The 14,129-nt window shown below is 45.7% G+C and carries 10 protein-coding genes; 6 read left to right on the forward strand and 4 right to left on the reverse strand.

The annotated features are described in order from the left end of the window. Positions 1 to 148 precede the first annotated feature (148 nt). Together BGE37_RS05165 and bioA are read right to left on the reverse strand one after the other, a co-directional pair. Positions 149 to 625 carry a kinase inhibitor gene (locus tag BGE37_RS05165; RefSeq protein ID WP_000767391.1) on the reverse strand — a complete coding sequence of 159 codons (477 nt, stop codon included), beginning with the start codon at positions 623 to 625 and terminating at the stop codon, positions 149 to 151. 58 nt (positions 626 to 683) lie between these two features. Next, complete coding sequence (bioA, locus tag BGE37_RS05170) at positions 684 to 1,973, reverse strand: adenosylmethionine--8-amino-7-oxononanoate transaminase (RefSeq protein ID WP_105287832.1); 1,290 nt, start codon at positions 1,971 to 1,973, stop codon at positions 684 to 686. An 86-nt stretch (positions 1,974 to 2,059) separates the two neighbouring features. On the opposite strand from bioA, the gene bioB reads away from it, so the two are divergent. The 5 genes from bioB to uvrB all read left to right on the forward strand — a co-directional run bounded on the left by bioB (position 2,060) and on the right by uvrB (position 8,263). Continuing rightward, on the forward strand, positions 2,060 to 3,100 hold the full coding sequence (bioB, locus tag BGE37_RS05175) for a biotin synthase BioB (protein ID WP_000951213.1): 1,041 nt from the start codon (positions 2,060 to 2,062) through the stop codon (positions 3,098 to 3,100). Continuing rightward, a complete protein-coding gene (gene bioF / locus BGE37_RS05180) occupies positions 3,097 to 4,251 on the forward strand; it encodes an 8-amino-7-oxononanoate synthase (RefSeq protein ID WP_032302731.1) in 1,155 nt (384 codons plus the stop codon). The genes bioB and bioF overlap by 4 nt, the downstream gene beginning before the upstream one ends. Then, entirely contained in the window at positions 4,238 to 4,993 is a 756-nt protein-coding gene (gene bioC / locus BGE37_RS05185; protein ID WP_105287833.1) for a malonyl-ACP O-methyltransferase BioC, read from the forward strand. Before bioF ends, bioC begins: the two co-directional genes overlap by 14 nt. After that, positions 4,986 to 5,663, forward strand: a complete 678-nt coding sequence (gene bioD, locus BGE37_RS05190) for a dethiobiotin synthase (RefSeq protein ID WP_000044826.1) — start codon at positions 4,986 to 4,988, stop codon at positions 5,661 to 5,663. The genes bioC and bioD overlap by 8 nt, the downstream gene beginning before the upstream one ends. Positions 5,664 to 6,241: 578 nt before the next feature. After that, positions 6,242 to 8,263 carry an excinuclease ABC subunit UvrB gene (uvrB, locus tag BGE37_RS05195; protein ID WP_000042541.1) on the forward strand — a complete coding sequence of 674 codons (2,022 nt, stop codon included), beginning with the start codon at positions 6,242 to 6,244 and terminating at the stop codon, positions 8,261 to 8,263. 158 nt (positions 8,264 to 8,421) lie between these two features. Here the strand turns inward: uvrB and BGE37_RS05200 are convergent, their stop codons facing one another. Beyond that, a complete protein-coding gene (locus BGE37_RS05200) occupies positions 8,422 to 10,074 on the reverse strand; it encodes a hypothetical protein (RefSeq protein WP_000553521.1) in 1,653 nt (550 codons plus the stop codon). A gap of 483 nt (positions 10,075 to 10,557) precedes the next feature. Between BGE37_RS05200 and BGE37_RS05205 the strand changes: the two genes are divergently transcribed. Next, positions 10,558 to 12,855, forward strand: a complete 2,298-nt coding sequence (locus BGE37_RS05205; RefSeq protein ID WP_105287834.1) for a pentapeptide repeat-containing protein — start codon at positions 10,558 to 10,560, stop codon at positions 12,853 to 12,855. A gap of 175 nt (positions 12,856 to 13,030) precedes the next feature. Here BGE37_RS05205 and yvcK read toward each other — a convergent pair whose 3' ends face one another. Continuing rightward, a complete protein-coding gene (yvcK, locus tag BGE37_RS05210) occupies positions 13,031 to 13,939 on the reverse strand; it encodes a uridine diphosphate-N-acetylglucosamine-binding protein YvcK (RefSeq protein ID WP_001246025.1) in 909 nt (302 codons plus the stop codon). Positions 13,940 to 14,129: the final 190 nt, after the last annotated feature.

Consider the following 14,129-nt stretch of genomic DNA (forward strand, 5'->3'; position numbering starts at 1 on the left):
TTGCTCCGGGCTATGAAATAGAAAAATGAATCCGTTGAAGCCTGCTTTTTTATACTAACTTGAGCGAAACGGGAAGGTAAAAAGACAAAAAGTTGTTTTTAATACCTTTAAGTGATACCAGATGGCATTGCGCCATCTGGCAGAGTGATTAACTAAACATCGCAGTAATCGAGGCGCTTGCCAGAGAGTGGAAATGAACGTTAAACCCGACCATCGCGCCGCTGGCACCTTCATCGACATCAATACGTTCTACATCCAGCGCGTGAACGGTAAAAATGTAGCGATGGGTTTCGCCTTTCGGCGGCGCTGCACCATCGTACCCGGTTTTACCAAAGTCGGTACGCGTCTGCAAAACGCCGTCTGGCATTGCTACCAGACCAGATCCAAACCCTTGCGGTAATACGCGGGTATCAGCGGGTAAATTAACAACTACCCAGTGCCACCAGCCGGAGCCGGTTGGCGCATCCGGGTCGTAGCAGGTGACGACAAAACTTTTGGTTCCCGCAGGAACATCATCCCATGCCAGATGCGGTGAAATATTATCGCCATCGTAACCCATGCCGTTAAAGACATGACGATGCGGCAGCTTATCGCCATCGCGTAAATCATTACTGATGAGTTTCATGAACCCTCCTTTCTAGTTTGCAGAAAGTGTAGCCAGAAACCCTCACGCTGACTTCCCGCTATTGGCAAAAAAATGTTTCATCCTGTACCGCGCGGTTAACCGCTGTGGTCAGGCGCAGCAACTGTTGCGGGCTAATAATATAGGGCGGCATCAGGTAAATCAGTTTGCCAAATGGTCGTATCCAGACATCCTGTTCGACAAAGAATTTTTGCAGCGCTGCCATATTCACCGGACGAGTGGTTTCGACCACGCCAATCGCTCCCAGCACGCGCACATCGGCAACCATTTCGGCGTCACGGGCAGGAGCCAGTTGCTCGCGCAGTTGTACTTCAATAGTCGCTACCTGCTGCTGCCAGTCGCCAGATTCGATAATGGCCAGGCTGGCGTTTGCTGCCGCGCAGGCCAGTGGATTGCCCATAAAAGTAGGCCCATGCATAAAGCAGCCAGCTTCACCGTTACTGATGGTTTCCGCAACCTCGCGCGTGGTGAGCGTGGCGGAAAGGGTCATCGTGCCGCCGGTTAAGGCTTTACCGAGGCACAAAATGTCCGGCGCGATCCCCGCATGTTCGCAGGCAAACAGTTTGCCGGTACGACCAAAACCGGTGGCTATCTCGTCAGCAATCAGCAAGATACCTTCACGATCGCACATTTTGCGGATTCGTTTTAACCATTCCGGATGGTACATGCGCATTCCGCCAGCGCCCTGAACAATCGGTTCAATGATCACCGCCGCGATTTCATGACGATGCGCCGCCATCAGACGTGCGAAGCCCACCATATCGCGTTCATCCCATTCGCCATCCATGCGGCTTTGCGGCGCGGGAGCAAACAGGTTTTCTGGCAGATAGCCTTTCCACAGGCTGTGCATTGAGTTGTCTGGATCGCACACCGACATCGCGCCAAAGGTATCGCCATGATAACCATTGCGGAAGGTCAGAAAACGCTGGCGCGCTTCGCCTTTGGCTTGCCAGTACTGCAACGCCATTTTCATCGCCACTTCCACCGCTACGGAGCCGGAGTCCGCGAGAAAAACGCATTCCAGCGGTTGCGGCGTCATTGCCACCAGTTTGCGGCACAGCTCGACAGCGGGCGCATGGGTGATACCGCCAAACATCACATGCGACATGGCATCAATTTGCGACTTCATTGCCGCATTGAGCTGCGGGTGATTGTAGCCGTGGATTGCCGCCCACCAGGACGACATACCGTCAATCAGGCGTCTGCCGTCAGACAAAATCAGCTCGCAACCTTCGGCGCTCGCCACCGGATAAACCGGTAGCGGGGAGGTCATGGATGTGTATGGGTGCCAGATATGGCGTTGGTCAAAGGCAAGATCGTCCGTTGTCATAATCGACTTGTAAACCAAATTGAAAAGATTTAGGTTTACAAGTCTACACCGAATTAACAACAAAAAACACGTTTTGGAGAAGCCCCATGGCTCACCGCCCACGCTGGACATTGTCGCAAGTCACAGAATTATTTGAAAAACCGTTGCTGGATCTGCTGTTTGAAGCGCAGCAGGTGCATCGTCAGCATTTCGATCCTCGTCAGGTGCAGGTCAGTACTTTGCTGTCAATTAAAACCGGAGCTTGCCCGGAAGATTGCAAATACTGCCCGCAAAGCTCGCGTTATAAAACCGGACTGGAAGCTGAGCGGTTGATGGAAGTTGAACAGGTGCTGGAGTCGGCGCGAAAAGCGAAAGCGGCGGGATCGACACGTTTCTGTATGGGCGCGGCGTGGAAGAATCCCCACGAACGCGACATGCCGTACCTGGAACAGATGGTGCAGGGGGTAAAAGCGATGGGCCTGGAGGCGTGTATGACGCTGGGCACGTTGAGTGAATCTCAGGCGCAGCGCCTTGCGAATGCCGGGCTGGATTACTACAACCACAACCTCGACACCTCGCCGGAGTTTTACGGCAATATCATCACCACACGCACTTATCAGGAACGTCTCGACACGCTGGAAAAAGTGCGTGATGCCGGGATCAAAGTCTGTTCAGGTGGCATTGTAGGTTTAGGCGAAACGGTAAAAGATCGCGCTGGATTATTGCTGCAACTGGCAAACCTGCCGACGCCGCCGGAAAGCGTACCAATCAACATGCTGGTGAAGGTGAAAGGCACTCCACTGGCAGATAACGATGATGTCGATGCCTTTGATTTTATTCGCACTATTGCAGTCGCGCGGATCATGATGCCGACCTCTTACGTGCGCCTTTCTGCCGGACGCGAGCAGATGAACGAACAGACTCAGGCGATGTGCTTTATGGCTGGCGCAAACTCGATTTTCTACGGTTGCAAATTGCTGACCACGCCGAATCCGGAAGAAGATAAAGACCTGCAACTGTTCCGCAAACTGGGGTTAAATCCGCAGCAAACCGCAGTGCTGGCGGGCGATAACGAACAACAGCAACGTCTTGAACAGGCGCTGATGACCCCGGACACCGACGAATATTACAACGCGGCAGCACTATGAGCTGGCAGGAGAAAATCAACGCGGCGCTCGATGCGCGGCGTGCTGCCGATGCCCTGCGTCGCCGTTATCCGGTGGCGCAAGGGGCCGGACGCTGGCTGGTGGCGGATGAATGCCAGTATCTGAACTTTTCCAGTAACGATTATTTAGGTTTAAGTCATCATCCGCACATCATCCGTGCATGGAAGCAGGGTGCGGAGCAATTTGGCGTCGGTAGCGGCGGTTCCGGTCACGTCAGCGGTTATAGCGTGGCGCATCAGGCGCTGGAAGAAGAACTGGCCGAGTGGCTGGGCTATTCGCGGGCACTGCTGTTTATCTCTGGTTTTGCCGCTAACCAGGCAGTCATTACCGCGATGACGGCGAAAGAGGACCGTATTGTTGCCGATCGGCTGAGTCACGCCTCATTGCTGGAAGCTGCCAGTTTAAGCCCGTCGCAGCTTCGCCGTTTTACCCATAACGATGTCGCTCATCTGGCGCGACTGCTTGCTTCCCCCTGTCCGGGGCAGCAACTGGTGGTGACAGAAGGCGTGTTCAGCATGGACGGCGATAGTGCGCCACTGGCGGAAATCCAGCAGGTAACGCAACAGCACAACGGCTGGTTGATGGTCGACGATGCCCACGGCACGGGCGTGATCGGTGAACAGGGGCGCGGTAGCTGCTGGCAACAGCAGGTGAAACCGGAACTTCTGGTGGTGACTTTTGGCAAAGGATTTGGCGTCAGCGGGGCAGCGGTGCTTTGCTCCGATACGGTGGCGGATTATCTACTGCAATTTGCCCGCCATCTTATTTACAGCACCAGTATGCCGCCCGCTCAGGCGCAGGCATTACGTGCGTCGCTGGCGGTCATTCGCAGTGATGAGGGTGATGCACGGCGCGAAAAACTGGCGGCACTCATTACGCGTTTTCGTGCCGGAGTACAGGATTTGCCGTTTACGCTTGCTGATTCATACAGCGCCATCCAGCCATTGATTGTCGGTGATAACAGCCGTGCGTTACAACTGGCAGAAAAACTGCGCCAGCAAGGCTGCTGGGTCACGGCGATTCGCCCGCCAACCGTACCCGCTGGTACTGCGCGACTGCGCTTAACGCTAACCGCCGCGCATGAAATGCAGGATATCGACCGTCTGCTGGAGGTGCTGCATGGCAACGGTTAATAAACAAGCCATTGCTGCGGCATTTGGTCGGGCAGCCGCACATTATGAGCAACATGCGGATCTACAGCGCCAGAGTGCTGACGTCTTACTGGCAATGCTCCCACAGCGTAAATACACCCACGTACTGGATGCGGGTTGTGGACCTGGCTGGATGAGTCGCCACTGGCGGGAACGTCACGCGCAGGTGACAGCGTTAGATCTCTCGCCGCCAATGCTTGTTCAGGCACGCCAGAAGGATGCCGCAGACCATTATCTGGCGGGAGATATCGAATCCCTGCCGTTAGCGACTGCAACCTTCGATCTTGCATGGAGCAATCTCGCGGTGCAGTGGTGCGGTAATTTATCCACGGCACTTCGCGAGCTGTATCGCGTGGTGCGCCCCGGAGGCGTGGTCGCGTTTACCACGCTGGTGCAGGGATCGCTCCCCGAACTGCATCAGGCGTGGCAGGCGGTGAACGAGCGCCCGCATGCTAATCGCTTTTTACCGCCAGATGAAATCGAACAGTCGCTGAACGGCGTTAATTATCAACACCATATTCTGCCCATCACGCTTTGGTTTGATGATGCGCTCAGTGCCATGCGTTCGCTGAAAGGCATCGGTGCAACGCATCTTCATGAAGGGCGCTACCCACGAATATTAACGCGTTCGCAGTTGCAGCGATTGCAACTGGCCTGGCCGCAACAACAGGGGCGATATCCTCTGACGTATCATCTTTTTTTGGGAGTGATTGCTCGTGAGTAAACGTTATTTTGTCACCGGAACGGATACCGAAGTGGGGAAAACTGTCGCCAGTTGTGCACTTTTACAAGCCGCGAAGGCAGCAGGTTATCGGACGGCAGGTTATAAACCGGTCGCCTCTGGCAGCGAAAAGACCCCGGACGGCTTACGTAATAGTGACGCGCTGGCGTTACAGCACAACGGCAGCCTGCAGCTGGATTACGCAACGGTAAATCCTTACACCTTTGCAGAACCCACTTCGCCGCACATCATTAGCGCGCTAGAGGGCAGGCCGATAGAATCATCGGTAATGAGCGCTGGATTACGCGCGCTTGAACAACAGGCTGACTGGGTGTTAGTGGAAGGTGCTGGCGGCTGGTTTACGCCGCTTTCTGACACTTTCACTTTTGCGGATTGGGTAACACAGGAACAACTGCCGGTGATACTGGTAGTTGGTGTGAAACTCGGCTGTATTAATCACGCGATGTTGACGGCACAGGCAATACAACACGCCGGACTCACTCTGGCGGGTTGGGTGGCGAATGATGTCACGCCTCCTGGAAAACGTCACGCTGAATATATGACCACGCTCACCCGCATGATTCCCGCGCCGCTGCTGGGCGAAATTCCCTGGCTTGCAGAAAATCCAGAAAATGCGGCAACCGGAAAGTACATAAACCTTGCCTTGTTGTAGCCATCCTGTATTTGGTTAAATTGCGAGCGAGATCGCGTCTTCGGTTGACTGCAATTTAACCAATTAAATTCTAAAATAATCACGAAAAAAATTTTACTTCCGCATCATGCGGTGAATGTGGGAATTGCCCAGGCGGCGGGGGATAGGGGCTGCAGACAGTTATCCACTATTCCTGTGGATAACCATGTGTATTAGAGTTAGAAAACACGAGGCAAGCGAGAGAATACGCGGCTTGCACGCGAATTGGCGTTAAAGACGGCTCAAAGAAATATCTTTTATTTTTTAACTGGTTAGATAATTGCAATGGCAGTCACTGAAGAGGCATCTCTTGCCATAAAACTGTCATCACTCATCTTGACAAATGTTAAAAAAGCCGTTGCTTTGGGGATAACCCCGTAAGGCCGGAGTTTTATCTCGCCACAGAGTAAATTTTGCTCATGATTGACAGCGGAGTTTACGCTGTAACAGAAATATTATGGTGGGGAACTGTTTTTTTATCCAGTATAATTTGTTGGCATAATTAAGTACGACGAGTAAAATTACATACCTGCCCGCCCAACTCCTTCAGGTAGCGACTCATGAGTAAACCGTTCAAACTGAATTCCGCTTTTAAACCTTCTGGCGATCAGCCAGAGGCGATTCGACGTCTCGAAGAGGGGCTGGAAGATGGCCTGGCGCACCAGACGTTACTCGGTGTAACTGGCTCCGGGAAAACCTTCACCATCGCCAATGTCATTGCTGACCTTCAGCGCCCAACCATGGTACTGGCGCCCAACAAAACGCTGGCGGCTCAACTGTACGGCGAAATGAAAGAGTTCTTCCCGGAAAACGCGGTGGAATATTTCGTCTCATACTACGACTACTATCAGCCGGAAGCCTATGTTCCGAGTTCCGACACCTTCATTGAGAAAGATGCCTCGGTAAACGAACATATCGAGCAGATGCGTTTGTCCGCCACCAAAGCGATGCTGGAGCGGCGTGATGTGGTTGTGGTGGCGTCTGTTTCCGCGATTTATGGTCTGGGCGATCCTGATTTATATCTCAAGATGATGCTCCATCTTACGGTCGGTATGATTATCGATCAGCGCGCGATCCTGCGTCGACTGGCGGAGCTGCAATACACCCGGAATGATCAAGCCTTCCAGCGTGGCACTTTCCGCGTTCGTGGCGAGGTGATTGATATCTTCCCGGCAGAATCGGATGACATTGCACTTCGCGTGGAGCTGTTTGATGAGGAAGTTGAACGATTGTCGTTATTTGACCCGCTAACCGGGCAGATTGTTTCTACTATTCCACGTTTTACCATCTACCCGAAAACGCACTACGTCACGCCGCGCGAGCGCATTGTGCAGGCGATGGAAGAAATTAAAGAAGAACTGGCCGCCAGACGCAAGGTGCTGTTAGAGAACAACAAACTTCTGGAAGAGCAGCGGCTGACTCAGCGTACCCAGTTTGACCTGGAGATGATGAACGAACTGGGATATTGCTCGGGCATTGAAAACTACTCACGCTTCCTCTCCGGCCGTGGACCAGGTGAGCCACCGCCGACGCTGTTTGATTACCTGCCTGCCGATGGGTTGCTGGTCGTCGATGAATCTCACGTCACCATTCCACAAATTGGCGGTATGTATCGCGGTGACCGGGCGCGTAAAGAGACGCTGGTGGAGTACGGTTTCCGCCTACCATCAGCGCTGGATAACCGTCCGCTGAAGTTTGAAGAGTTCGAAGCATTAGCGCCACAAACCATCTATGTTTCGGCGACGCCGGGTAATTACGAGCTGGAAAAATCCGGTGGTGATGTGGTGGATCAGGTCGTACGTCCAACCGGATTGCTTGATCCGATTATCGAAGTGCGACCGGTGGCAACACAGGTTGATGATCTTCTTTCGGAGATTCGCCAGCGAGCGGCAATTAACGAACGCGTGCTGGTCACAACATTGACTAAGCGGATGGCGGAAGATCTTACGGAATATCTCGAAGAACACGGCGAGCGTGTGCGTTATCTTCACTCAGATATCGATACCGTCGAGCGCATGGAAATCATCCGCGACTTGCGTCTGGGTGAGTTCGACGTGCTGGTAGGGATCAACTTACTGCGCGAAGGTCTGGATATGCCGGAAGTTTCGCTGGTGGCGATCCTCGACGCCGACAAAGAAGGCTTCCTGCGTTCCGAACGTTCGTTGATCCAGACCATTGGTCGTGCGGCACGTAACGTTAACGGTAAAGCGATTCTCTACGGCGATAAGATCACCCCATCAATGGCGAAAGCGATTGGCGAAACCGAACGTCGCCGCGAGAAACAGCAGAAGTACAACGAGGAACACGGCATTACGCCGCAAGGCTTGAACAAGAAAGTGGTCGATATCCTGGCGCTGGGGCAGAACATTGCTAAAACCAAAGCGAAGGGCAGAGGAAAATCGCGACCGATTGTTGAGCCGGATAATGTGCCGATGGATATGTCGCCTAAAGCGTTGCAGCAGAAAATCCATGAACTGGAAGGGCTAATGATGCAACACGCGCAGAATCTGGAGTTCGAAGAAGCGGCGCAAATTCGTGACCAGTTGCATCAGCTGCGTGAATTGTTCATTGCGGCTTCGTGATGTTGGAGATGGGAAAATGCTCGGTTTCGCTTGTTATGTTCAAAAGCAGTTAACATGCATAGTGCAGTTACACTGGTGAAAAAGGAAGCGTACCAGAGTTGCAAGCGGCTCTGGTACGTTGATGTGCTAAACTAAAACTCATTACTTATTTACGTTATTCATAAAATTTGGCATGTTTTGAATGGTTGCGTTAATACAGAAAGATTTCTTTTTGTTCTCTGGGAAGTAGGATTTTCTGTATTTATTTTCTCTATGACGTCAATCAAGGCATTTGATATCTTAATATTTCCATTGTTAAATGCATATTTGATAAAGCTAAAATATTTATCATGGTCAGTGAGAATTAAATATGGTTTTCTTTTGTACATATCAGTAAGCTCGTTTAAATATTCTAATACGGTTTTATTCACATGCTCGATTGTTAACTCAGGCAATGCAAGTATTAATCTTGTTTCAAAGTCTTGAGTTTTGAAATTACATAATGGAAGACGTTTAATCAAATGGCTAAATAGATTTATTTTATTGATGCTTTCGGTATTCTGGTTTATTAAATAAAGTATGGTGTTGTAATAACTCACTCGTCCTTCGAATGTGCTGAAATCAATCATTTCTCGAAAAAGTTCATCGAAAATGAAAACGTTTTCTGGCGATACTCTGTACAGTTCACTAAGCATTTGAAATGTCAACCCATCTAAAGGTATTCTAAGTTGATACTCTGGTTCACCAGGAACTCTTAACTTATAATAATCACATAATCTGTTTACTTTAGTATCCTGAAATAATTTTAAAAGAAAGGTTGAGTAATCTGAAAGATTAATTCCGGAGAGGCAGTATGCATGACCCAATTTAGTTATGAATTGAAATTTATCTTCAATGTCAGGAATGTTTGTAACTAAATTTAATAGTTCAGTTAATTGTTTTGGCATATCTTCTTTATAGGCTGATTCAATAGTAAAATATAGTGATATAATATCGCTCCCTTTTATTTCAGGTAATGCTTTGAATAAATGGGTATAGAGTTCAATCTTAATTTTTATATTAGAAAATCTTAGCTTCTCCAGGAAATCCTTTAAGTTAATCTTGATTTTAATAGCTAGATTTTCAAGATAAGAAATAAATAAAATAATACCTCTTATTTTGTCTTCATCATTATTAAAATGATTGATTATTTCCAGGAATGAGTTTTGTAAGTGTGGTTCTGATAATAACATCTCTTTTTTAAAAGAAAAGACATAATTGTTAGCGATATCAAGTAAAAAATGTAAATTGCACGGTTCGTAAAAGCAGGGATCATCTATCGATTGAGTAAAAATATTCTGAATAATGAAACTTATGGCCTCTTTATTATGAATTTTATTTAGAGCGTTTTTATATATTTCAATTAGTAGTGTGTTATTGTTTGTTATATATTGTATTAGGGCTGCTTTAAAGAGGTTTGCAAACAAAGGTATATTTGCGAATATTCTGTTATATTCACTTTCAAATAACTGTCCCATAACTAATAATGTGTCTAAACTTTCCGAAAGCGGCATTCTTGATGTGTTTTCAATTAATAAATCATGTATTGTATTAATATTATTATGTAAACCATTTGATATATTCTGGTAGGTGCTGATATTATTATTTATATATGAACTTATAAACTGATTATTGAAATCATTTTCACGCCCGAGCTCTTTCCAGCGTGCAAATTCCTCATTAAATTTTTTTGCGCCATTATCAAACCATGAATGCAAAACTTTTGGGGGGCATTTTTCTGGAAATCTTTCCGGAAGACGGGGAGTGCATGATGTAAAAAATCTAGGGTGCATAATTATTTCCTTTTAATGTTAAAGTACTAAATTCGCCGCATAATAAGATAATCGTTGCTTTTTGAGGGTACTTACTTACTCAATCGTTTGTTATCAAATTGAGTAATTTTTTAAACAAGTAAAGATATTTTTCTATCAAAAATCGCTCATTTAGTCGGACAAAATTAATGTGTTAATGAAAGTTCGAAGTTAAGTGTGTTTAGATCCTTCTACGCAAGACATAACATGAGTCAAGTTTATCCAATGGACTCAATTTATATTAACGACAATACTCTTTATCTCAATTATCTTAAGTTTAATATAATGATAATGCATATATATTAATTGTTATAATTATAGGTGTAATTATTTAAAAGTTAATAAATAATATGCTTTTATTTGTGTAATCGGGAACAAGCCTATTTGAAATGAGCGATTTTTGATAGTAAATAAACTGTATTCAGGAAGACTGCAGCAATTAATTGTTTATCTGATGGAGGCAGCATGATGTTATCAGTTAATCATCGACAGTCATCTTTTGAAATTGATGAAAAGCGCGCAGAGCAATTGCTTCTTGCTGACAATGACCATACTTTTTATATGAGTAAATGGGAGCGGCTTTTTGATGTGCTGCGATTCATTTTGGGTTTCGAAACGAAAAAAGATTTTTTAAGTAGAATGTATAATGATATCCATTCTCGCTATGGATTGTTTTTATCACCTTACCTTACCGATGAAAAAAAAGAATATAATAAAGAACGTAATGAGTTTTTGACCCTGAAAAATTTTTGTCCTCCGCACATGCATGAGCTTTTTAAGTGCAAGATAGAATTTTCAGACAGTGTGATGACAACAACTTATTTTATTGGAGATAAACCAGTCAGAACTCGACAACTAATTATTTTGCAGGATCCCAATGGGCGCTTTGATTTTTCGAGGCTCAATTTTGAAGATACTGAATTCGGTGAATCAAATTTTTCTAACGTTAATTTTAATGATGCTAATATGAAGAGAGCAACACTCATGGATTGCAAATTGAGCGGTGCTAGTTTTGTAAGGACAGATCTAACAGAAGCCAAGGGTTGTGCAGATTTTTCAGGATGTTATATGGAGTATGCCATATTGAATGGCGCACAGTTTGAAAATAGTTCATTCAAGAATGCCACTTTATTTTCCTGTGATGTTGCTGGTACGAATATGTCGGGGGTAAATTTTGAATACGCAACTATAGAGAGAGGTGACTTTAGTACTTGTATTTTAAAAAATATAGTGTTGCGTGAAGCGAAAATAATAAAAATGCATACGGGATCTATGCGGAAATTTTTCTTTGACGATACTCCTCCATTACAAGATTTAATCAGGGTTGATATATGTAAAGCAAAAGAACATATCCAGAAAATTTATCAAATCTTTGAAGATATCTCTGAAGATTCAATGCCTGAAATAAAAAAAATCCTCGCCAACGAACTGAGTACAAAAAATTGTATCTATGACCTTGCAAAATTAAAAAAGGATGTATCAGAAATTAATTGCTTAGCAAAATACTATACGTCTAACAGACCACCAGAGGGATTAAATGATATATTGCAAAATGATGATATAAATATATTTGATAACTTTATTTTGTCATTAATTACAGTTGATTGCTGTATCTCTTCTTCTTTTTTGTTTAATCTTAGTGAAGAGAGGATTAATTATTATTTAGATCGCTTTACAGAACAACCTACATTAATGTTATCATTTAGTACTGCATATGTAATGATGACTGATCTGGCACTAAAAAGTAAAAATAATATATTGGCAGAAAAAGCATATAATATTTATAAAACATATTTACAACATAAGGATGTTAAACCTTATACTGAAGGAAATGATTATCCAGACTTCTCGGAATGGCGTAAACAACAAGATCATGATGATGCTTGGTACGTATTGTTTTCAGCACAGCAAAATAATCGTGCAATGCGTCTTTCATCTAATGCCTTAAATAAAATGTTGGATACCACTATTAAAAATAAGGACTGGGACCATTTTTATCTATATGCAGCACCAGAACAAGTGTGCTCGCTTGCAGATATTAATCTTAATACCGTATTGATGACCGAATTCCCAGTGTTTTCCTACCCATGGAAACGGTCACAACATAATATTTTATTAAAAAATTATCTCAAAATCCTTCAGCTTGGTGAACTATACGAACCATTTGTCACTGCATCACAAAGTTGTTGTTCTCAAACCAAAATGGATGGTATTGATGAACAAATAAAATTAAATGAAATTTTTGCGCCTCTTATGAAACTCATAGATAATTACTCATTGCAGGCGCAATCTATAGAAGGTGCGGGTTACGAAATGTTAAGTAAAAATAAAAAGATAAAACAAAAAAAGAATGTTAGCGAACTATTGAAGTATAAGTCTTGTTTAAATATTAAGGGAAACCATTATAAAGATTTAATGAAGGCTTGCAGAATGGAAAATGCAAATAAAACGGAACAAGCAATGCTTCTGATAAGTTTTGCTGTCGTGTTCGCAAGATATTCTTCAGCTTCAAGTTTAGGAACGGAATACAATTCTCCGCAAATCCTCAGAATTTACTCTGCTGCTCTTTTACTAAAAGCATATGAACTGGAAAACTCGATTGTTGAATCTGAAGCTCTGGATAACTGGTTAACGGTACTACTGGGATTAGGCTCTGGTTTAAATTGCACGGCCATTTTATCAAAAAATATAGCAGATTATACTCGTTCTCATCATATTGATAAATATTTAGATTCGGTGGCTCCCAAAGCATGGGGATTATAACATTATTAGAATAGTCATGGCACAAGAAACATCAAGAAGCAAAACTAAATTCCAGAAAGTGGAAAGATAAATGAGCTGCTAACAATGGGGTTGTGCCAAAAAAAGGTGACTATGGCCTTCTATAATTTAAAACGCCATAGTCACAGTCGTATTTTTCTGCCCCCGGCACAGGCGCTTAACCTAGTGCCTGTAAAGCCTTTTCCAGTGCGTTATGCAGCAACTGGCGGTCATGACGATAAGGAATATCGCTGGCCTCCAGTACTTCCTGAATCACAATTCTGTTGTTAACTGCGGATACATCAGCTTTCGGTCCAACAACTACCGCATCAATCACTTTTTTACCAACATACTGCTCCATAATCGCCAGCTTATTTTCCAGCTTGAGATTTGCAGCAGGCAGGCTTAATTCTCGCCCCAAATTACCGATATACACCATCGGGGCAGGCGTTCGGCGTAATGCCTGAGCCATTTCCTTGAGCAGCAGAATGGGCATAAGACTAGTATAAAAACTCCCTGGCCCAATAATGATCAGATCCGCCTCATTAATCGCCAGCACCGCTTCACGTGTGGCAGGTACGTTGGGGGTTAAGAGTAGCTCCTGTATCGGCGCAGTGAGCTGGTCAATATTGACCTCGCCGTATACTTCATGCCCCTGATCGTCAATCGCCATTAAATCAACAGGATGCTCCGACATCGGAATCAAATGTGCGTCCACTTTCAACAGATTGCGAATCAGATTAATCGCTTCAAGAGGCCGCACGCTAAGGTGATCCAGTGCCTTCAACATCAGGTTTCCAAGGTTGTGCCCGGAAAGTTCGCCATTACCGCCGAAACGATATTCAAACATTGCGGAAGCGACGCTGGGTTCCGTTATCAACTGGTTAAGGCAATTGCGCATATCGCCCCAGGCAATTCCACCTTCTGAGCGGCGAATACGCCCCGTTGAACCACCGTTATCCGTGGTGGTCACGATACCCGTTAAACGAGAACCCAAAGATGAAAGTGATGAGAGAACGCGTCCCAGTCCATGCCCTCCGCCGAGAGCAACGACACGATCAAGGTCAGCCAACGTACGATTGCGCATTATAGTTTCCTGGAGTCAGATTTTCCGCGTTACAGTAGCGCAAATTGCGGGGAAACAGCAATTAACCTGCCAATATTGAGGATACAAACTATTTTCTTCTACCTCTAAAGGACGATGTACGCTATGCATCCCTGATGATGTATATCAAAGTAAAACCGCTATTTTCCCTTATTCTGTAGCGAAATAGCAC

The sequence above is a fragment of the Escherichia sp. MOD1-EC6300 genome (genome assembly GCF_002965045.1).
GTDB classification, from domain to species: Bacteria; Pseudomonadota; Gammaproteobacteria; order Enterobacterales; family Enterobacteriaceae; genus Escherichia; species Escherichia coli_F.

What these genes read in the sequence shown, in the direction of transcription:
- bioF (WP_032302731.1), top strand. Translation starts at nt 3,097, where the DNA reads ATGAGCTGGCAGGAGAAAATCAACGCGGCGCTCGATGCGCGGCGTGCT.
- bioC (WP_105287833.1), top strand. Translation starts at nt 4,238, where the DNA reads ATGGCAACGGTTAATAAACAAGCCATTGCTGCGGCATTTGGTCGGGCA.
- bioA (WP_105287832.1), bottom strand. Translation starts at nt 1,973, where the DNA reads ATGACAACGGACGATCTTGCCTTTGACCAACGCCATATCTGGCACCCA.
- bioB (WP_000951213.1), top strand. Translation starts at nt 2,060, where the DNA reads ATGGCTCACCGCCCACGCTGGACATTGTCGCAAGTCACAGAATTATTT.
- BGE37_RS05200 (WP_000553521.1), bottom strand. Translation starts at nt 10,074, where the DNA reads ATGCACCCTAGATTTTTTACATCATGCACTCCCCGTCTTCCGGAAAGA.
- BGE37_RS05205 (WP_105287834.1), top strand. Translation starts at nt 10,558, where the DNA reads ATGATGTTATCAGTTAATCATCGACAGTCATCTTTTGAAATTGATGAA.
- uvrB (WP_000042541.1), top strand. Translation starts at nt 6,242, where the DNA reads ATGAGTAAACCGTTCAAACTGAATTCCGCTTTTAAACCTTCTGGCGAT.
- yvcK (WP_001246025.1), bottom strand. Translation starts at nt 13,939, where the DNA reads ATGCGCAATCGTACGTTGGCTGACCTTGATCGTGTCGTTGCTCTCGGC.
- BGE37_RS05165 (WP_000767391.1), bottom strand. Translation starts at nt 625, where the DNA reads ATGAAACTCATCAGTAATGATTTACGCGATGGCGATAAGCTGCCGCAT.